At 71.2% G+C, this 18,045-nt stretch carries 18 protein-coding genes; 12 read left to right on the top strand and 6 right to left on the bottom strand.

The genetic code is table 11. The features are described from left to right. Positions 1–39: 39 nt before the first annotated feature. Both ACZ69M_RS09070 and ACZ69M_RS09065 read left to right on the top strand, forming a co-directional pair. On the top strand, positions 40–942 hold the full coding sequence (locus ACZ69M_RS09070) for a helix-turn-helix domain-containing protein (protein ID WP_470048042.1): 903 nt from the start codon (positions 40–42) through the stop codon (positions 940–942). Continuing rightward, complete coding sequence (locus tag ACZ69M_RS09065; RefSeq protein ID WP_470048040.1) at positions 939–1,943, top strand: hypothetical protein; 1,005 nt, start codon at positions 939–941, stop codon at positions 1,941–1,943. The genes ACZ69M_RS09070 and ACZ69M_RS09065 overlap by 4 nt, the downstream gene beginning before the upstream one ends. Before the next feature lie 28 nt (positions 1,944–1,971). Here the strand turns inward: ACZ69M_RS09065 and ACZ69M_RS09060 are convergent, their stop codons facing one another. Next, positions 1,972–3,015 (bottom strand): zinc-dependent alcohol dehydrogenase, encoded by a 1,044-nt coding sequence (locus tag ACZ69M_RS09060; protein WP_470048038.1) that lies wholly within the window; start codon positions 3,013–3,015, stop codon positions 1,972–1,974. Between the two features lie 392 nt (positions 3,016–3,407). Between ACZ69M_RS09060 and ACZ69M_RS09055 the strand changes: the two genes are divergently transcribed. The 3 genes from ACZ69M_RS09055 to ACZ69M_RS09045 all read left to right on the top strand — a co-directional run bounded on the left by ACZ69M_RS09055 (position 3,408) and on the right by ACZ69M_RS09045 (position 6,963). Then, on the top strand, positions 3,408–3,932 hold the full coding sequence (locus ACZ69M_RS09055) for a MarR family winged helix-turn-helix transcriptional regulator (protein WP_470048036.1): 525 nt from the start codon (positions 3,408–3,410) through the stop codon (positions 3,930–3,932). 849 nt (positions 3,933–4,781) lie between these two features. Beyond that, complete coding sequence (locus ACZ69M_RS09050) at positions 4,782–5,498, top strand: response regulator transcription factor (protein WP_470048035.1); 717 nt, start codon at positions 4,782–4,784, stop codon at positions 5,496–5,498. 202 nt (positions 5,499–5,700) lie between these two features. Then, entirely contained in the window at positions 5,701–6,963 is a 1,263-nt protein-coding gene (locus tag ACZ69M_RS09045) for an NAD(P)/FAD-dependent oxidoreductase (RefSeq protein WP_470048033.1), read from the top strand. Positions 6,964–6,978: 15 nt separating this feature from the next. Here the strand turns inward: ACZ69M_RS09045 and ACZ69M_RS09040 are convergent, their stop codons facing one another. Beyond that, entirely contained in the window at positions 6,979–8,493 is a 1,515-nt protein-coding gene (locus ACZ69M_RS09040; protein ID WP_470048031.1) for an MFS transporter, read from the bottom strand. Positions 8,494–8,643: 150 nt separating this feature from the next. On the opposite strand from ACZ69M_RS09040, the gene ACZ69M_RS09035 reads away from it, so the two are divergent. The 4 genes from ACZ69M_RS09035 (at position 8,644) to ACZ69M_RS09020 (ending at position 11,179) form a co-directional block, all read left to right on the top strand. Continuing rightward, complete coding sequence (locus tag ACZ69M_RS09035) at positions 8,644–9,864, top strand: cytochrome P450 (RefSeq protein ID WP_470048029.1); 1,221 nt, start codon at positions 8,644–8,646, stop codon at positions 9,862–9,864. 6 nt (positions 9,865–9,870) lie between these two features. Further along, positions 9,871–10,554, top strand: a complete 684-nt coding sequence (locus ACZ69M_RS09030; protein ID WP_470048027.1) for a TetR/AcrR family transcriptional regulator — start codon at positions 9,871–9,873, stop codon at positions 10,552–10,554. 139 nt (positions 10,555–10,693) lie between these two features. Continuing rightward, positions 10,694–10,921, top strand: coding sequence for a hypothetical protein (locus ACZ69M_RS09025; RefSeq protein ID WP_470048025.1), 228 nt, complete (start codon positions 10,694–10,696; stop codon positions 10,919–10,921). Positions 10,922–11,020: 99 nt separating this feature from the next. After that, positions 11,021–11,179 (top strand): hypothetical protein, encoded by a 159-nt coding sequence (locus ACZ69M_RS09020; RefSeq protein WP_470048023.1) that lies wholly within the window; start codon positions 11,021–11,023, stop codon positions 11,177–11,179. A gap of 56 nt (positions 11,180–11,235) precedes the next feature. Here ACZ69M_RS09020 and ACZ69M_RS09015 read toward each other — a convergent pair whose 3' ends face one another. The 3 genes from ACZ69M_RS09015 to ACZ69M_RS09005 all read right to left on the bottom strand — a co-directional run bounded on the left by ACZ69M_RS09015 (position 11,236) and on the right by ACZ69M_RS09005 (position 14,676). Next, positions 11,236–12,528 (bottom strand): YhgE/Pip domain-containing protein, encoded by a 1,293-nt coding sequence (locus tag ACZ69M_RS09015; RefSeq protein WP_470048021.1) that lies wholly within the window; start codon positions 12,526–12,528, stop codon positions 11,236–11,238. A gap of 159 nt (positions 12,529–12,687) precedes the next feature. Continuing rightward, the gene (locus ACZ69M_RS09010; protein WP_470048019.1) at positions 12,688–14,130 is read right to left on the bottom strand and encodes an MFS transporter; all 1,443 of its coding nucleotides are present in this window, start codon (positions 14,128–14,130) and stop codon (positions 12,688–12,690) included. Between the two features lie 90 nt (positions 14,131–14,220). Further along, the gene (locus ACZ69M_RS09005) at positions 14,221–14,676 is read right to left on the bottom strand and encodes a DUF3291 domain-containing protein (RefSeq protein ID WP_470048017.1); all 456 of its coding nucleotides are present in this window, start codon (positions 14,674–14,676) and stop codon (positions 14,221–14,223) included. Positions 14,677–14,824: 148 nt separating this feature from the next. On the opposite strand from ACZ69M_RS09005, the gene ACZ69M_RS09000 reads away from it, so the two are divergent. Then, positions 14,825–15,451, top strand: coding sequence for a MerR family transcriptional regulator (locus tag ACZ69M_RS09000; protein ID WP_470048015.1), 627 nt, complete (start codon positions 14,825–14,827; stop codon positions 15,449–15,451). 76 nt (positions 15,452–15,527) lie between these two features. Here ACZ69M_RS09000 and ACZ69M_RS08995 read toward each other — a convergent pair whose 3' ends face one another. Further along, complete coding sequence (locus tag ACZ69M_RS08995; RefSeq protein ID WP_470048013.1) at positions 15,528–15,989, bottom strand: hypothetical protein; 462 nt, start codon at positions 15,987–15,989, stop codon at positions 15,528–15,530. Positions 15,990–16,294: 305 nt separating this feature from the next. Here ACZ69M_RS08995 and ACZ69M_RS08990 point away from each other — a divergent pair, with 305 nt between their 5' ends. Together ACZ69M_RS08990 and ACZ69M_RS08985 are read left to right on the top strand one after the other, a co-directional pair. Then, complete coding sequence (locus ACZ69M_RS08990; RefSeq protein ID WP_470048011.1) at positions 16,295–17,179, top strand: dioxygenase family protein; 885 nt, start codon at positions 16,295–16,297, stop codon at positions 17,177–17,179. 55 nt (positions 17,180–17,234) lie between these two features. Then, the gene (locus tag ACZ69M_RS08985; protein ID WP_470048009.1) at positions 17,235–18,029 is read left to right on the top strand and encodes a maleylpyruvate isomerase family mycothiol-dependent enzyme; all 795 of its coding nucleotides are present in this window, start codon (positions 17,235–17,237) and stop codon (positions 18,027–18,029) included. The last annotated feature ends 16 nt before the right edge of the window (positions 18,030–18,045 follow it).

The following is an 18,045-nucleotide window of genomic DNA, read 5'->3' as shown; positions in this document are numbered from 1 at the left end:
GTGTGGTTGGCCCTCGTGGGCGAGCCCAATACTCGGCGCATGGACGGAAAACGACAGCTGGGTGAGTTCCTGCGGGCGCGCCGCTCGCAGCTGCGGCCCGAGGACCTCGGTGTGGTGGCGTACGGCGAACGCCGTCGCGTGCCGGGGCTGCGACGCGAGGAACTGGCCCGGCTCGCCGGGGTGAGCGAGTCGTACTACGCGCGGCTGGAGCAGGGGCAGTCCCAGGCCTCCCCGGACGTCCTGGACGCGATCGCCCGGGCACTGCGGCTGAGCGAGGCCGAACGACGGCACCTGCGGGAGCTGTCGGCCGCCGCCCGGCGCCGGCCCCGGACGCGCCGCCCGGCGCCGGAACGGGTCTCACCCGCGGTCGCCCAACTCCTGGGCGTGCTCTCGGAGGTGCCCGCGGTGGTGACGGGCCGGTACAGCGACGTACTGGCGTGGAACCGCGCCGGGCACGCGCTGTACGCCGGACACCTCGACCCGGACGGCCCGAACCGGCCGGGTGACCGTCCCAACATGGCCCGGCTGGTGTTCCTCGACGCCCACACCCGCGATCTGTACGCGGACTGGCCGGCCAAGGCCAGAGCCGTCGTGGGCACGTTGCGCCTGGCGTCGGGGCAGTACCCCGACGACCCGGCACTCGCCGCGCTTGTCGGTGAACTGACCCTCAACAGCGCCGAGTTCGCGGCGATGTGGGCCGACCACCGGATCAAGACCAGCGATGTCGCGGTCTACGCGATGCGGCATCCGCTGGTCGGCGCCATGGACGTCACCCAGCAGACGCTGCACACCGAACAGGGACAGTACGTCGTCGTCGCGACCACCGAGCCCGACTCGCCGTCCCGGGCCGCCATGACCCTCCTCATCCACAGCACGGCGGCGGCCGGTCCGTCCGCCGTGCGCCCGAAAACCATCGCGAAGGAATCAGCGAAAGAAGCATGAGAAACAAACTGACCGCACGGAAACTGACCGCACTCGCCTACACGGTCACTGCCGCCGGAATGGCCGCCGTGACCGCCCTCACCTCGTCCCCCGCGGCGGCCTCCACCGGGTCGCTCGCGAAACCCCGTATCGCCGCGCACTTCGACCTGGCACGGGGGCAGATGCCCGAGAACATCGCGCTGGAGCCCGACGGTACGGCCGACGTCACCTTCGCGGCCGCCCGGCAGGTGGCCGCCGTCAGCACGGCGGGCGCGACCCGCGTCCTGGCCACCCTGCCGGCCCCGGCCGACGGCGGAGTGCACACCCCGGTCCTCGGCTTCGCCCTGACCACCGGCATCGCCCGGGCCCACGACGGCACGCTGTACTTCCTCTACGCCACCGGCACTTCGGACCTGACCGGCCTGTGGCGACTGCGTCCGGGCGGCACCCCGCAGCGCATCGCCGCCCTCCCCGCGGACGGCCTGCCCAACGGACTGGTGCTGGACGAACACCGTGGCAGGCTCTACGTCGCCGACTCCGTACTGGGGAAGATCTACACCGTCCCCACGAAGGGCTCGACCGGCAGCGAACCGGCCACCTGGTCCGCCGCCCCCGAACTCGCCGCGGCCGGCTTCCTCGGCGTCAACGGTCTGAAGATCCACGACAACGCGCTGTGGGCGACCAACCTCGACCGGGGCACCGTGCTGCGCATCCCGTTCGGCCCGGGCGGCGGCCCCGGCCCCGTCCGGATCCGGGCGACGGATCTCACCGGCATCGACGACTTCGCCTTCACCGGCCGCGGCGACGAGATCCTGGCCGCGCTCAACGGCCCCAACACGGTCGTACGCATACGCCGCGACGGCGCCTCGTCGACCGTACTCACCGCCGCCGACGGCCTGCAGAACCCGACCTCCGTCGCGCTGCGGAACGGCACGCTCTACGTGCTCAGCGCCGCCTACACCACGGCCACCGACCCCAACCTCCTGCTGGGCCCCGCGTCGATCGGAAGGATCCGGAAGTAGTTCGTCCCACCCGACAAGCTCCCCGGGACTACCGCTCGTCGTCGAAGGTCACGACGACCTTCTCCGCCGCACCCGGCGTCAGCGCGAGCTCGAACGCGTGCTTGGCGTCGCCGAAGGGAACGCGGTGGCTGATGAGCCTGGCGAAGCGTTCGTGGTGCTCGACGAGTTCGGGGGTGACCTCGAAGATCTCGGTGGGGTAGCCCTGCGAGGCGATGAGCGTCAGCTCACTGCGGAGCATCCCGCCGAGATCGACCGCGTCGGACTTCTTCTGCACGGCCACCATGACCAGCCTGGCGCCCCACTTCGCCGATTCGACCGTGGTGTTGATGACGGCGGCGACACCGGCCGCGTCGATGTAGATGTCGGTGTCGGGACGGGGCTGCCCGAGTGCGTTCGCGGCCTGGCCGTGCAGTTCGGTCAGCCGCTCGGTCACGTTCTCCTCGGCGGAGTTGATGACGGCGTCGGCACCCACGGCGAGCGCGGTCTCCAGGCGCTCGGGGATGACGTCGGCGACCGTGACGTGCCGGACGCCCCGCAGCTTCAGCCAGATCGCCGCGCCGAGACCGATCGGCCCGGCACCGAAGATCACGACCTTGTCGGCCGGCTCGGCCCCGGACCGGTTGACGCAGTGGCGTGCGACGGCCATGGGCTCGTTGAGGGCCGCGACGTCGAAGGGAACGCTCCCGGGGAAGACGGCGACGCTCTTGCCGATCTCGGCGTTCTCGATGAGGAGGTACTCGGCGAGGGCGCCGTACCTGCCGCCGCAGCCGATGATGCCGGAGGGGGCGGCCTGGGGGTTGACCACCACACGGTCGCCCACCTTCAGGTCCTCGACCTCGGCGCCGACCTCGACGATCTCACCCGCGGGCTCGTGACCGAGGGGGATGGAGACCATGGAGCCGTCGGGGCCGAAGGGCGCGCCGCCGATGTGCAGGAAGAAGGTGTCGGTTCCACAGATGCCACAGGCGCGGATGCGCATGAGGACGTCCTTGGGGCCGGGTACCGGGCGCTCGACCTCGACGATGTCGATGGCGTCGACGGGGCCGGTCTGTACGGACTTCATGGTGGCCATGGAGGGATTCGCTTTCTGAAGACGCTGCGGCGGTTGCTTGCTGCTGGCTCGGACGACCCGTGACCGGTGCGCGCCGTTCGCGACCCGATCGGATCGGGGGCCGTCGTCGGACGGCGCACCAGCCGTGGTCGACGGGCAGGAGCGGCGACGCGGGTCGGTGCCCTCGGGCCCGGCGGCGGACGGGTGGAGTGAACCGGCCGCCGGGCCCGGGACTGCGCCGTTCCCCGTCCCCACGGGTTCGGCGCGGCGAGGCCGCCTCCGCCGGAGGCGGCCTCGGCCTGTGGGTCGGTCACCGGCTTACTTGAGTCAGGCAAGCATATGTAAAGTACTTGAGTCAAGCAAATGGTCCACTAAATTACTTGACTCAGGCAATCAGGCGCTAGACTGGCCCCATGCCCACACCGCCGCCCGCAGACGCTCCCGTCTCGACCGCCATGCAGGAGATCGAGCGCGCCCTGAGCCGCATCACCTACCTGGCCAGAGGGATCCGCCAGCACGACCGGCTGATGGCGCTGGCCGGAGTGGCGCTGGACCGTGCCGCGACGGCGCTGCTGCGGCAGATCGCCGACTCCGAGCCCATGCGCCCCGGCGAGCTGGCGGCCCGGCTGGCCGTGGAGGCGTCCCACATCACCCGGCAGGTGCAGCAGTTGCAGAAGGCCGGTCTCGTGACCCGGGTTGCGGACCCCGACGACCGCCGTGCGCAGCGCATTCAGATCACCCCGGCGGGCGAGGAGGCGGTCCACCGCATCCGCGAGGTGAGTACGCGGGGTATGCAGATGGCTCTGGCGGACTGGTCGCCGCGGGAGTTGCAGCAGCTCGCCACCCTGTTCCACCGGATGGTGGACGACTTCCTCTCCTACGCCATCGAGGACGAGGAGACCTCCCGGGAGCCGGCCGGGGCAGCCCGCCCGGCCTGATCCGACGGCCCGCTCGGCTCGGCCGGGCCGAAGGCCGCCGGGCCGGAGGCGGGGAGGGACGCGACAGGTCCGGCCGAACGTACCGAAGGGCAGCGCCCAGGGACACCCCCGGGCCGACCGTTCCCCAGCTCGATCGCTCGCCGCACTGCCCCTGATGCACCCCAGCTCGACCGCACCGCCCCCGATGCGATGCCGGCTTGACCGTTTGACCGCACTGCCTTCGATGCGATGCCGGCTTGACCGTTTGACCGCACTGCTTTCGATGCGATGCCGGCTTGACCGTTTGACCGCACTGCCTTCGATGCGATGCCAGCTCGACCGTTTGACCGTACCGCCACCGACGCGACGCCAGCTCGACGGCTCGACCGCATCGCCCCCGACGCGACCAGCAGCCCAGCCGCACGACACCCCGTCCGCGACCACCGCCTGGCAGCACCCCGCCCCCGACGACCGCCCCCGCACACCCCGCCCGGTTCGACCGCTCGGCACCACGCACGGCCAACCCGCTCAGTACCAACCCGCACAGCCCGCCGCACCGTTCAGCAGCGACCCACGCACCCCGCCGAACCGCCCGCGGCAACCCGCACCACCCCCGGCCCGACCACGCAGAAGTGCCGCCCCTGGAGCCCGCTCGGAAGCGCCGCAGCGCACTCCACGGTGGTGGACGTCCCTTCGGAGACCCGCGGAGGAGTCCCGTGAGTGCACCGTTCCCCTCACCTGCACGCGTTCGAATTACAGCCCCCGCCGCACGGCGGACCCGGCGGACCCGGCGGAGACCTCCGACCGCACCCCTCTCGTCGCGCGGTGCCGCTCCCGCGTGAAGTCCGGCCCTACACGAATGGTCTTTCCATGTACGGATACGTGAGTGAGCGGCGGTCGCCGGTGCGTGGGCAGGGTCAGCATGTCCTCGTAGTCGCCGACAGCCCCGAAATCACCGAACTGCTCTCGACCACCCTGGAGTTGGCGGGCTATCACGTCACCATCGCGGCCGACGGCGCCGAGCTGACGGCCCAACTCACCGAGCACCGCTTCGACCTGGTGGTCCTCGACGCGATGATGACGGACCTGGGCGGTGTCCGGCGCAGACACCGGCTCACGCCCGCCGGGCGACCGCCCGTGCTGTTCCTGACCGAGTGCGACTCCCTGGGCAGTCTCATCCCCGATCTGGGCCTGGGCGAGGTGGACTACGTCACCAAGCCCTTCCGGATCGCCGAGGTGCTGGCCCGGGCGCAGGTACTGCTGCGCGGCAGGGGCGCGGGTCGCGGGGACGGCTCGCCGCGCTACGGCGACCTGGTTCTCGACGACGCGGCCTGTCAGGCGCGGCGCGGACAGCGGGCGCTCGATCTGACGCCCGCCGAGTACCGGCTGTTGCGGCATCTGCTGGTCAACGCGGAACAGGTGTTCTCGAAGAACCAGATCAGCCGGCACGTCTGGGGTGAGGTCCGTGCCGAGAACGCGATCGAGAAGCTCGTGTCCCGCCTTCGACGCAAGGTGAACCAGGAGGAACCGGCCCTCATCCACACCCGCCGGGGCTTCGGCTACTGGTTGGGCCGCGCCACCCTGTGAGGGACCACGACCGTGTGACCTCGATCACGTCAGCTTGAAGTCAGAGAAAAGGCCGGAGGGCGTCAGCCCGGTTCGGTTGCCTGGGCTCGACCAGGTCCACAACCAGGTCCACAACCAGGTCCACAACCAGGTCCACAACCAGGTCTTCAACCACGTTGTTCCGAACCGCGGTTGAGGTCGGACCGCACGACCGAGGAGTGACATGGCCGACACACAAGGACGTGGTGATCCGGCTGATGGACGGGCGAGGCGGATTCTGGTCGTCGGCGCCTCGGCCGCCGGGCTCGCGGCGGTGGAGACCCTGCGCGGGGAAGGGTACGACGGCACGCTCACCCTGGTCGGTGAGGAGGCGCACGCGCCGTACGACCGGCCGCCGCTGTCGAAGCAGGTCCTCGGCGCGCGGTGGGAGCCTGAGCGGCTGGCGCTGCGCGGGCAGGCGGAGTTGGACGGGCTCGGTCTCGATCTGCGGCTGGGCGTCGCCGCGACGGCTCTCGACGCGGCCGCTCGTACGGTCCTGCTGGCCGACGGCACACGACTTTCGTACGACGGTCTGATCGTGGCCACCGGGGTGCGCCCGCGCAGGCTCCCCGGCGAGGGCGCGCACGTACTGCGCACGGTGGACGACGCGCTCACCCTGCGGGAACGGCTGGGGCACGGGCGCCGACTCGTGGTCGTCGGTGCCGGGTTCCTCGGTGCGGAGGCCGCCGCCGTGGCGCGCGGCATGGGCACGGAGGTCACGCTCCTCGAACCGGCTCCGGTTCCGCTGGCGCACGCGGTGGGCGCGGAGGTCGGGCGGGTGTTCTCGGCGGTCCACCTGGAGCGCGGCGTCGATCTGCGGACCGGTGTGACCGTCACCGACGTGACGGAGGGCGGGGTGCGGCTCGCGGGCGGCGAACTCCTGGACGCCGACGAGGTGTTGGTCACGATCGGGTGTGTGCCGAACACCGGGTGGCTCGAGGGCAGCGGCCTGAAAGTGGCTGATGGCCTGGTGTGCGACCAGTTCTGCGCGGCCGGGCCGGGGGTGTACGGGGCGGGAGACGTCGCCCGTTGGTACAACCCGCTGTTCGGTACGTCGATGCGGATCGAGCATCGGACCAATGCCGCCGAGCAGGGCGTCACCGCCGCCTACAACCTGCTCCACCCCGACGCCCCCAGGCCCTTCGCCCCGGTGCCGTACTTCTGGTCGGACCAGTACGACATGAAGGTGCAGGCGTTCGGCCATCTGCGCGGGCACGACGAGATCGTCGTGGTGGAGGGCGAGATGAGTGAGCGTCGGTTCCTGGCCATCTACCGCACCGGTGACCGGCTGGCCGGAGCCCTCGCGGTCGGGATGCCGCCGAAGGTCATGCGTCCCTGGCGGCAGGCCATCGCCACCGGCACCAGCTGGCACGAGGCGATACGGGCGTGGGCCTGGGCGACGGACGCCGATGCCAAGGAGATCGTCCACGGCGAACCGTCGTTCTGAGCACCGCCCGGTGTCCTACGGCCTCGTCTCCGCCGCCGTACCCGCCGTACCCGCCGAGGCGTCCGTGGCCGTGGAGGGCTCCCCCGTCACCGGCGTCGAGGGGGTGCCGGCGAGCGGGCTTCGGCGGGGCAGGCAGGCGGCGAATCCGAACGCGACCAGGGCGGCGCCGGAACCGATGGCCATGACCACCCGGAAGGCGTTCTCGGAAGGCAGGGCCACGGAGCCGAACGTGGTGGTCATCTGTGCCAGGGTGACACCCGCGACCGCGCTGGAGACCGACGTGCCGATGGACCGCATGAGTGTGTTGAGGCTGTTGGCCGCGGCGGTCTCGGAGACGGGTACGGCCCCCATGACGAGCGAGGGCATCGCGCCGTAGGCGAGCCCGACGCCGGCCCCGATGATGCTGGAGACGAGGACGAGCTGCCAGAGGGCGGACATCATCGTGACGCCGACGCCGTAGCCGGCGGCGACCACGAGGGCGCCGAGCATCAGCGTGACCTTGGGCCCCTTGGTCCTGGAGATCCGCGCCGACAGCGGTGCCGTGGCCATCATCACCAGGCCGTTGGGCGCCATGACGAGGCCGACGACCATCATCGACCGCCCGAGGCCGTAGCCGGTGGCCTTCGGCAGTTGCAGGAGCTGCGGCAGCACCAGGGCCATCGCGAACATCGAGAAGCCGAACACGGCGGAGGCGAGATTGGTGAACAGCACCTGACGCCGCGCGGTGGTCCGCAGGTCCACCAGCGGCTGTGCCGCACGCAGTTCCCAGCGGCCCCACACCAGCAGCACGGCGACGGCCACCGTGAACAGGACGAGGGTCGTGGCGCTCGCCCAGCCCCAGTCGGCTCCCTTGGAGATCGCCAGCAGCAGGCACAGCAGCGCGGCCGACAGCCCGGCCGCGCCCACCAGGTCGAAGCGCCCGCCGGTGCGCAGGGAGGACTCCGGTACGAGCGTCACGACGAGTACGGCCGCCACCACGCCGAAGCCCGCCGCGGTCCAGAACAGCAGGTGCCAGTCCGCGTGGTCGGCGAGGAACGCGGCCGCGGGCAGACCGAGCGCGGCACCGATGCCCAGCGAGGCGCTCATCATCGCGGTCGCCCCGCCGAGCCGCTCGGGCGGCAGTTCGTCGCGCATGATGCTGATCCCGAGCGCGATCACACCGGCCGACAGGCCCTGCAGGGTCCGTCCGACCACCATCGGGGCCAGGCTGTCGCTGAGCGCGCACACGGCGGATCCGGCCACCAGCATGGCGAGGCTCGCCAGGAGCATCCGCCGCTTGCCGTACATGTCACCGAGACGCCCCACCACCGGGGTCGCGACGGCGCCCGCGAGCAGGGTGGCCGTGATCGCCCACGTGGTGTCCGAGGCCGAGGCGCCCAGGTACCCGGGAAGTTCCGGGACCAGGGGGATCACCAGGGTCTGCATCAGCGAGACGACGATCCCGGCGAAGGCCAGTACCGCCACGACGGTGTCCGGCCGTGGCGGACCGCTCGTCCCGGAGTCGGAGGGGTGAGCAAGGGCCTCGGGCATGGCGGAGCCTCCGTCGGGGTGCTGCGATGGCCAGATTTTAAGGCAGCTGCTTGACTTAGATTACTGAGCGGGTTGCCTGATCGTGTGGAGACGGCCGAATCGGAGGGGACCGCTGAAACTGAGGACACGGAGGAGACGGAGGAGACCGCGATGGACGTACATGACGACGAGCCGGCGTTGACCTACCCGATCCCCGGCGCGACACCGCTGGGACCCCCCGAGGAATGGGCGGGACTGAGACAGCGGTGCCCGGTGGCGCGCGTGACCCTGCCCAGCGGCGACGAGGCATCCCTGCTGACCCGCTACGCGGACGTCAGACAGGTGCTGTCCGATCCCCGCTTCAGCCGCCTGCTGAACGCCGACGACGCCGCCCGGATCTCCGCCACCGAATCGGGCGGGGCCTTCAACGACGAGATGTCCAACGCCATGCCGCAGACCGGCGATGCCCACCGGCGCTGGCGGCGGATGGTGAGCAAGTGGTTCACCGCCAAGCGGATGGCCGCGCTGCGCCCGAGGATGGAGGCGATGGCCGACCGGCTCCTCGACACCATGGTGGAGCACGGCCAACCCGCCGACCTGAAGGCCCACTTGGCCTTTCCGCTGCCGGTATGGGTGATCTGCGACCTGCTCGGCGTCCCCGACGAGGACCGGGACCGGTTCTCCTACTGGTCGGACACCCTGCTCAACCTCACCAGGTACGGGCAGACGGAGATCGACGCGGCACAGGCCGAGTTCGTCGCCTGCATGACCGCCCATGTCACCGCCAAGCGGGCGCACCCGGGCGACGACCTGCTCAGCGACCTCCTCACCGCCACCGACCCGACCGGATACCGGCTCACCGAGCACGAGTTGGTGTACACCGGGCAGGGCCTGCTGGTCGCCGGACACGAGACCACGGCGAACATGATCGGGAAGATGGTCGCCATGCTGCTGGCCGACCGGCGGCACTGGGAGCGGCTGCTCGCGGACCCCTCGTTGGTGCGGCCCGCGGTCGAGGAGGCGCTGCGCATGGACGCCAACCCGGGACTCGGCATGCCGCGTTACATCGGCGAGGAAACCGAGGTCGGCGAAACGGTCCTGCCCAAGGGCACCACCGTGCTGTGCAGCATGGCCGCCGCGAACCGGGACGAGACCGCCTTCGAGGACGCCGGGGAGATGATCCTCGACCGCACCCCGAACACCCATCTGGCGTTCGGCGTCGGCCCGCACTCCTGCCTGGGACAGGCGCTCGCCCGAACCGAGCTGGGGACCGTCCTCGACGTGCTGCTGCGTAGGCTTCCCTCGCTCGACCTGGCCGTTCCGGTCGAGGAACTGCGACGGCTCGAGGGACTGGTCGTCGGAGGGCTGCGCGAAGTCCCGGTGAGGTGGTGACCGGCCATGGCGGCCAGAACTGTACGGGCCGAACAGGTCAGTGCGACGCGGGAGTCGATCCTGACCGCGGCGGAGCGGCTGTACGCCGAGCAAGGGGTGTACGCGGTCTCCAACCGCCAGGTCAGCGAGGCCGCGGGGCAGGGCAACAACGCCGCGGTCGGCTATCACTTCGGCACCAAGGCCGATCTGGTGCGGGCGATCGTACGCAAGCACTTCGTACGGATCGAGCAGGTGCGCCTGCGGCTGCTCGCCGAGATCGACGAGGAGAGCGCCGACATCCGCGACTGGGTGGCCTGCCTGGTGCGCCCCCTCACCGAACATCTGGCCGAGCTCGGCCGGCCCTCCTGGTACGCCCGCTTCACCGCGCAGGTGATGACCGACCCGGCGCTGCGCCGGATCGTGATCGACGAGACCCTCAGCTCCCCGTCGATGCGGATGGTCCTCGAACGGCTGCACCGGTGCCTTTCCGGCCTGCCGGTCGAGGTGCACGCCGAGCGCAGTGACATGGCGCGGGAGCTGATGGTGCACATGTGCGCCGAGCGTGAGCGCGCCCTCGCCGACAACACCCCCACACCACGGTCCAGTTGGCACGACACCGCACTCGGCCTGACCGATGCCGTCGTCGCGCTGTGGCTGGCACCGATCACGCCCTGCCCGCGCCGGCAGCGGGGTGAGATCTGCCGCGACTGATCCCGAAGCAGCGCGAGGCTCGGTGAAGGAGGCGCCGCCGGCGCACACGTTCTGGCGACCCGTCGTGAACAGGGCCCGGCGCCCCTTCGTATCCCTGGTCGAGTACGCGTGAACCGCACCGGAGAAGGAAAGAGACGACGTGCCTCAGCAGCGACGGCAAGGACGCCTCGGCCGAACGCCTTCCCCCACCCGTCTCGCGCACCGGGCCGCGGTCGCCGGGAGCATGGCCCTGCTGCCCCTGGCCGTGGGCTGCGACGCCGGAGGTGAGGAGGCGGCGGCCGAGCGCAAGGCGTCGAAGAGGACCGCCGCCGTCGAGGTGGCGGCGCCCGCGGACGTCGAGGTGATCGCGAACCTCACCGGATGCTAGGTCACGATCCGCATCGAGGCGGCGGAACTCCGCGAGGGTGCCTGCCACACCGGGACCGGCGACTACCTCATCACGACGTTCCCCGAAGAGCGCTACAAGGTGACCTGGCTGGACAGCGCCGCGATCTACGGCGGCACCTGTCTCGTCGGCCCGCGCTGGGCGATCAGCGCGGAGCCGAAGGTCCTCGAACCGCTGCGCGCGAAGGTGGGCGGAACCGTCCGGCGACTGCGGGACTCCAGCGCCACGACCGGGCCTTGACGAGGACCAGCCCCCCAGGGCGCGGACTCCCCTCTCGCGTGACGTCTCCCGCGCGATCAGCCGGAGGGCTGGGGCGTGAGGCGGTGCAGGCCCTTGCGGTCGTAGTAGCGGGTCATGGCGAGGCCGAAGAGGAGGGCGACGGCGGCGCCGACGGCGATCATGATCCAGGAGCGGGTGAGACCGGCGTCGGCGCGGGCGTCGAAGAAGAGGATGGCGCGGACGCCGACGCTGAGTTGCCGCATGGGTTCGAAGAGGCTCAGGAAACGGTAGAAGCCCGGGACGGCTTCGAGGGGGACGGTGGAACCGGAGGAGGGCAGGCCCAGAACGATGAACACGAACATGGAGACGAGCTGGCCGATGCCCCCGAAGGCCGCGTTGATGGCCTGCACGCCCAGACCGACGGCCAGTGACGCGCAGTAGGAGTAGATCCACAGCAGCGGCAGGTGCGAGGCGTCCATGCCGAGGATCCCGACGGTGGCGATCAGGACCAGTGTGGTGGTCAGAACGGTGATCCCCGCGGTCATGACCATCTTCAGCAGCAGGGTCTGGGTGCGGCTGATGGGCACGGTGGGACGGCGGGCGTGCCAGGGGCCGATCTCGTTGTCGGCGTAGCCGAGGGCGGTGTCGACGCCGTTGCTGATGACGTTGCCGCCGAGGAACCCGGCGAGGACGAGGAGCAGGGTGTAGTAGAACGCGCTCAGTCCCAGACCGCTGTGGTCGCCGATCGGGTGGCCGACCTGGGTGGTGACGGCGACGGGGTCGGCGAGCACGAGGCGGGTGGTGGCGTCGGCCCTCGCGGTGGCGGGGGAGTCCATCAGCTGCATGCCGACGGCCAGGGAGGCCTGCCGCGCCGCCTGTTGGGTGATCCGGCTCGCGAGGGAGGAGCCGAGACTGCCCATGCCGGGGTTGGTGAGCACCGTCAGGGTGGGCCGGGTGGTGGCGTTCGCGGTGGTGAGTGCGACGGTGGTGGTCGTGAAGTCGGCGGGGACGACCAGGGCGCCGTAGATCCTGCCGGAGGCCAGCTTGTCCCGGGCCTCGGCGCGGGTGAGGGGTTGCCAGTCGGCCTTGCCGGAGGTGTCGGCGGTGATGGAGCGGGTGACCTGTGTGCCGAGGTTCGTGGTCTGCCCGGTCAGCGGTCTGCCCTGGTCGGCGTTGACGATACCGATGGGCAGGTGGTGCAGTTCCCCGTTCGGGTTCAGGATGCCGCCCATGTAGAGCAGGGACAGCAGGAACGCCAGCAGCCCGCACAGCACGGTCGGCACCAGCCACAGCTTCGGCCGGCGCAGAAGCACGGCGGCGCTTGCCCGGACGCGGGTGTCGTCGGCGGGGGGCGTGCTGTCGGCGGCCATGGCTCTCCGTGGGTGGGTGCGGCGCGGGACCTGCGTGGGCGGGTACGGGCGCCCGCACCAGGCCAGGATGGAGGCTGCGGCGGCGCGGCGGTCAGCGACGCGCCGCGCACGGAACGCCACGGAGCACCGCGCCTCTTGCTCAGCGCCGCGGACCGGCGTCTACTCCCCGGCCCCCTTTGCTCGCGGCCCGCGCGGGATGCCCAGCGCGCACACCGCGCCCACGAGGACGACCGCGACGCCGACCCACACCGCCGGGTGCAGACCGTCGATGAACCGCTGGGGCGTGCCCATGCCGCCGCGGGCGACGAACACCGAGCTGAGGACCGCGATACCGAGGGCGCCGCCGATCTCGCGGACGGTGGTGTTGGCGCCGGAGGCCTTGCCCGCGTGCTCCTTGCTGACCGAGCCGAGGACGACCGCGGCCGTCGGGGCGAACACGAGGCCCATACCGACACCGGCGACGATCATCGGGGTGACGAGGGAGGAGTACGGGGTGTCGATGTCCGCGACCACGTTGATCCAGCCGAGACCCACGCCCTGGAGGAAGAGCCCGAGGGCCATCAGCCTGCCGCCGCCCACCCGGTCGGAGAGCAGTCCGGCGACGGGGGCGACGAACATGGGCATCAGGGTCCAGGCCAGGGTGCGCACTCCGGCCTCGAACGGCGTGCGCTGCGGCACGAGCTGGAGGTACTGGGCGAGCAGGAACAGCGAACCGAAGACGCCGAAGTACATCGCCGCGGAGACGACGTTGGTCAGGGTGAAGGCCCGTACCCGGTAGAACGAGAGCGGCAGCATCGGCTCGGGAGCCCGCGCCTCCCAGGCCACGAAGACGGCGAGCAGCACCGCGCCCCCCAGGAACGCCCCCAGCACCTTCGCCGACGTCCAGCCGTCCGTGTCGCCGTGCACGATGCCCCACACCACGGCGCACAGTCCGGCGGCGGCCAGCACCATCCCGACCAGGTCGAGGCGGACGCCCGGAAGCGAGCTCTCGCGCAGGGTGAGCAGGATGAGGGGTACGGCCACGACACCCACCGGCACGTTGATCCAGAAGATCCATCGCCAGTCCAGTCCGTCGACCACCGCGCCGCCGACCACCGGGCCCATCGCCACCGCCAGCCCGCTGATGCCCGACCACAGACCGAGGGCGAGGCCGCGCAGCCGCTCCGGCACGGCCTGGGAGAGCAGGGTCAGCGACAGCGGCATCACGGCCGCGGCGCCGAAGCCCTGGACGGCGCGACAGCCGATCAACTGGGCGCTGCTGTCGGCCAGTCCGCAGCCGGCGGAGGCCACGGTGAAGACGACGATGCCGACCACGAAGACCCGTCGGCGCCCGAACCGGTCGCCCAGGGCGGCGCCCGTCATCAGCAGACAGGCGAAGCTGAGCACGTACGCGTTGACGAACCACTGGAGCTGCTGGGTGGACGCCTCCAGGTCCACGGCCAGGGTGCGCAGCGCCGTGGAGACGACGAGGTTGTCCAGCGCGACCATGAACATGGGCACGCTGCACGCGACGATCGCGAGCCACAGCGGCACCCTTCGTCGCTCGCGCGCCGGGGCGACCGAACGGTCGTCCAGGGCCGGGCTCTGCTCGGACAGCGTCATGACGGTATGTCTCCTTGGGCGATGAGGAGTTGGTCCGGGGGAGGGGGCGGGAATGGAGGGGCGGGGAGCTGCGGGGAGGGGCGGGGAGTGTCAGGCGGTACCGGGTCCGGTGCCGGGTCCGGCGCCGGAGGGTCCGTGCGCGCCGGTGGCATCGGCGCGCTCCTGCTCGGCGAGCCGTCGCCGGGCGTCCGCCCAGTCGAGGGGCAGTTCCGAGGCCGGAAGCTCCCAGAACGTGAAGACCGAGCCGCTCGTCGTGGACCGCAGGCCGGTCATGATCGAGCGGTGCGGTTCGGTCTTCGCGTAGGTGTAGAGGGCCCGCTTGTCCTCCCAGGCCGACAGCGTCCAGAAGGTGCGCTTGAGCGGCTGGGCGACGAGCGTGGCGCCGTACGCGCCGGGCGCGCCCTTCACCTGCTTCCACGCCGCCAGGGACCGCAGGAAGAAACGCGGTACGTCACGGAAGGAACGGACCTCGAAGCGCGAGGCCATGACGAACGCCCGGGAGTCCGGTGCGGGCACGTCGACGGTGGTCCAGGGGAGCGTGGGCACGGTGGCGCCTTCTTCCACAGAGGCAGGACGGCGGACGGAGGCCCAGGGGCGCGCTCAACGGACGGAGACCCGGGGAGCGCTCATTGGATACCTCCGCTATCCATGTTAGACAGTAGAGGTATCCAATGACCAGAGCGGAGCCGTCCCGATGCGCATGTCCGACCTGAGCCGCCTCAGTGGCGTCTCCGTCACGACGATCAAGTACTACCTCCGCGAGGGGCTGCTCCCGGCCGGCCGGCAACTGTCGGCGACCCAGGCCGAGTACGACGGGAACCATCTGCGCAGGCTGCGCCTGATCCGCGCGCTGACCGGTGTCCGGGGGCTGTCCGTCGGCACCGCCCGGGAGGTTCTGGGGGCTCTGGCGGAGCACACCGGCGACACCCATCGCCTGCTCGGTCTCACCCTCGGTTCGATCGGGCCCGCCGAGGATTCCGCGGAGGACTCCACTGCGCGGGTCGAAGTCGACGCGCTCGTAGAGGAGTTGGGCTGGGACATCCACAAGTCGGCGCCCGCGCGGGCGGCTCTGGCCGAGACCCTGGGCTCGCTGCGCGGCCTGGGCGTCCCGCTCGACCGGGGCACGCTCGTGCCGTACGCCCGGCTGGCGGAACGCACCGCGACGCTCGATCTCGACCAACTGGACGGAATCGACGACCCGCTGGAAGTGGCCGAGCGTGCGCTGCTGCTCACGGTCCTGCTCGAACCCGCGCTGATGGCGCTGCGGCGCATGGCCCAGGAGAACGAGTCGGCGCGGCGCCACGGGGGTGGTCACCGTTGAGCGGACGGTCGCCGTGGGGCGGACCGTGTGGTTCGGGTGGCGCCGACCGGGGGCGCCGGTCAGGCGGTGGTCGCGATCAGCGCGGGTCTTCCGGGAGGCAGTTGAGCAGGGCGTTCAGGCCGTCGTGGTCGAGGACGGAGATGCCCAGGGCCACGGTCATCACGGCCAGCAGATGTACGGCCCCCGGGAGGTCCGCGTCGGCGGCGCGGGTCAGGGCCTGCGTGTCGCCCGCCGTCCAGGCCCGGACCGCCTGCCCGAAGGCGAACTCGTAGTGCGGGGGAGCTGCCGTGGCCGCCTGTTCGGCGGCCCGGCCCACATCACGGGCCGCGGGCCGGGCGGTCAGGGTGAGGCGCAGGGTGACGTCCATGACGGCACAGAGATAGGTGTACGTATCGTGGAGGGCGGAATCGTCCAGGGTGTCCAGGGCCGAGGCGATCGTCCGCGCGTCGCCGTCGGTGTACCCGCGCAGCAGGAGCAGGGCGGGGTGGGGGCCGGTGATCCGGTCGTGCGGCGAGGGAACGGAGGGATGGTGCGACACGCGGTGGACTCCTTCGGCGGGCAGCCCGAACTCCGGACGGTCCACCGCTGAGCTGCACCTGACCGTGGACTCCGGCCGAATCTAGTGAAGCCCGTCGGCCATCGCGTCCGACCAGCGTCCGATCCCGCATACGGAGATCGGACTAGTTCCGATCGCGTACGGCGTTCTTCTTCGGACCTCCGGCGCCTGTGTCCGCGGCCGTTTGGTTGACGTCTCCGAGGGGGTGACCTACAGTCAAACTTGAATGTTCAAGTTAATAACCTGAACCCGCAGGCCGGGGCGCCCTCACTCACGTAAGGACCGGCATGAACTCCCTCCTTGATCCCGAGGTGCCCGCCGGAGCGTACGACCGGTTCCTGGTCGACGCGCTGCCGCGAGCCCGGTCCCAGCGCGCGTGGACGCCCGCCGACGGACCGCTTCCCGCTCTGTACCTGAGTCACGGCGCGCCCCCGCTGTTCGACGACGGACCATGGCTGCGGGAACTGTTCGAGTGGGCCCAGTCCCTGCCGAAGCCGAAGAGCGTCCTGATCGTCTCCGCACACTGGGAGGCGGCACCGCTGTGCCTGTCCGCCCCGGCGGCGCACACCCCGCTCGTCTACGACTTCGGTGGCTTCCATCCGCGGTACTACACGATGACGTACGACACCCCCGACGCGACCGCCCTCGCGCACCGCGTGGCCGGGACCATGCCGGACGGCGAGTCGCTGCACCAGCACCCCTCCCGCGGCCTCGATCACGGAGCCTGGGTGCCGCTGATGGCCATGTACCCCTTGGGCGACATCCCGGTGCTCCAGCTCAGCCTGCCCACCCACGACCCCGGCCGGCTTCTGGAACTCGGCGCCCGGCTCGGCCCGTTGCGGGAAGAGGGCGTCCTCGTGATCGGCTCGGGCTTCATGACGCACGGGCTGCCCTTCCTCACCCGCGAGATGCTGACGAAGGGCGAAGTGCCGGGCTGGTCCTCGGACTTCGACACCTGGGTCGCCGACGCGCTCGCCCGCGGCGACGTAGACGAACTCGCGGCCTTCCGGACCAGGGCGCCCGGAATGCCGTACGCCCATCCGACGGTCGACCACTACATTCCGCTGTTCGTCACGCTGGGCGCCGCCCCGAGTGCCGACCGGGCGGTGCGCACCACTGTCGAGGGTTTCATGATGGGCTTCTCCAAGCGGTCCTTCCAGACCGCGGTGTGAACCCTTGAACCCTCCGTACCGACACAAACCGCTGCCACTTCGACGGAGTTGAGACATGAACGACCGTGCCGACCGGACCATCGACGCCCTGCGCGGCGGACACGACTACCTGACCGCCGTGGTGCACGGGCTCGCCACCGCCGACCTCACCCGGCCGTCCGGGGCGTCGGAGTGGGACGTGTCCCAGGTCCTCAGCCACCTGGGCAGCGGCGCGGAGATCGGCCTTGCCTCCCTGGAGGGCGCGCTGAACGGCACCGGGCCCAGGGACGGCGACTTCAACAAGTCGGTGTGGGCGCGCTGGGACGCGATGTCCCCGGTCGAGCGCGCCGAGAGCTTCGTGACCGCCAACGAGGCGCTGGTGCGCGGGTACGAGGCTCTCGACCCGCGGGCCCGTGCCGAACTCCGGGTCGACCTCGGCTTCCTGCCCGCGCCCGTGGACGTCGCGACGGTGGCGGGCCTGCGGCTCAGCGAGTTCACCCACCACACCTGGGACGTCGAGGTGGCCTTCGACCGTACGGCGGTTTTGGCGCCCGCCGCGGTCGAGCCTCTCCTCGACCAGGCCGGACTGCTCATCGGCTTCCTCGGCAAGGTCGAGGCTCTCGACGGGCGGCAGGTTCGGCTCGCGGTCCACACCACCGCTCCCCGGCGCGCGTTCGGGCTCGACCTGGTCGAGACGATCGCGCTCACCGACGAGCCGGCCGAGCCCGACGCCGTCCTGAGCGCACCGGCCGAGTGGTGGCTGCGGCTCGTCACCGGCCGCCACGCCGCCACCCACACCCCGGCCGAGGTGACCCTCAAGGGCGACACCCTCACCCTGGACGACCTGCGACGCGTCTTCCCCGGGTTCTGATCCGCCGGTTCATCCC

It is taken from the genome of Streptomyces sp. NPDC107454 (assembly GCF_055582885.1).
The sequence above is the reverse complement of the archived record's forward strand: the minus strand, read 5'-3'. Positions and strand labels throughout refer to the sequence as shown.

What these genes read in the sequence shown, in the direction of transcription:
- ACZ69M_RS09070 (WP_470048042.1), top strand. Translation starts at nt 40, where the DNA reads ATGGACGGAAAACGACAGCTGGGTGAGTTCCTGCGGGCGCGCCGCTCG.
- ACZ69M_RS09065 (WP_470048040.1), top strand. Translation starts at nt 939, where the DNA reads ATGAGAAACAAACTGACCGCACGGAAACTGACCGCACTCGCCTACACG.
- ACZ69M_RS09060 (WP_470048038.1), bottom strand. Translation starts at nt 3,015, where the DNA reads ATGGCCACCATGAAGTCCGTACAGACCGGCCCCGTCGACGCCATCGAC.
- ACZ69M_RS09055 (WP_470048036.1), top strand. Translation starts at nt 3,408, where the DNA reads ATGCCCACACCGCCGCCCGCAGACGCTCCCGTCTCGACCGCCATGCAG.
- ACZ69M_RS09050 (WP_470048035.1), top strand. Translation starts at nt 4,782, where the DNA reads ATGTACGGATACGTGAGTGAGCGGCGGTCGCCGGTGCGTGGGCAGGGT.
- ACZ69M_RS09045 (WP_470048033.1), top strand. Translation starts at nt 5,701, where the DNA reads ATGGCCGACACACAAGGACGTGGTGATCCGGCTGATGGACGGGCGAGG.
- ACZ69M_RS09040 (WP_470048031.1), bottom strand. Translation starts at nt 8,493, where the DNA reads ATGCCCGAGGCCCTTGCTCACCCCTCCGACTCCGGGACGAGCGGTCCG.
- ACZ69M_RS09035 (WP_470048029.1), top strand. Translation starts at nt 8,644, where the DNA reads ATGGACGTACATGACGACGAGCCGGCGTTGACCTACCCGATCCCCGGC.
- ACZ69M_RS09030 (WP_470048027.1), top strand. Translation starts at nt 9,871, where the DNA reads ATGGCGGCCAGAACTGTACGGGCCGAACAGGTCAGTGCGACGCGGGAG.
- ACZ69M_RS09015 (WP_470048021.1), bottom strand. Translation starts at nt 12,528, where the DNA reads ATGGCCGCCGACAGCACGCCCCCCGCCGACGACACCCGCGTCCGGGCA.
- ACZ69M_RS09010 (WP_470048019.1), bottom strand. Translation starts at nt 14,130, where the DNA reads ATGACGCTGTCCGAGCAGAGCCCGGCCCTGGACGACCGTTCGGTCGCC.
- ACZ69M_RS09000 (WP_470048015.1), top strand. Translation starts at nt 14,825, where the DNA reads ATGCGCATGTCCGACCTGAGCCGCCTCAGTGGCGTCTCCGTCACGACG.
- ACZ69M_RS08990 (WP_470048011.1), top strand. Translation starts at nt 16,295, where the DNA reads ATGAACTCCCTCCTTGATCCCGAGGTGCCCGCCGGAGCGTACGACCGG.
- ACZ69M_RS08985 (WP_470048009.1), top strand. Translation starts at nt 17,235, where the DNA reads ATGAACGACCGTGCCGACCGGACCATCGACGCCCTGCGCGGCGGACAC.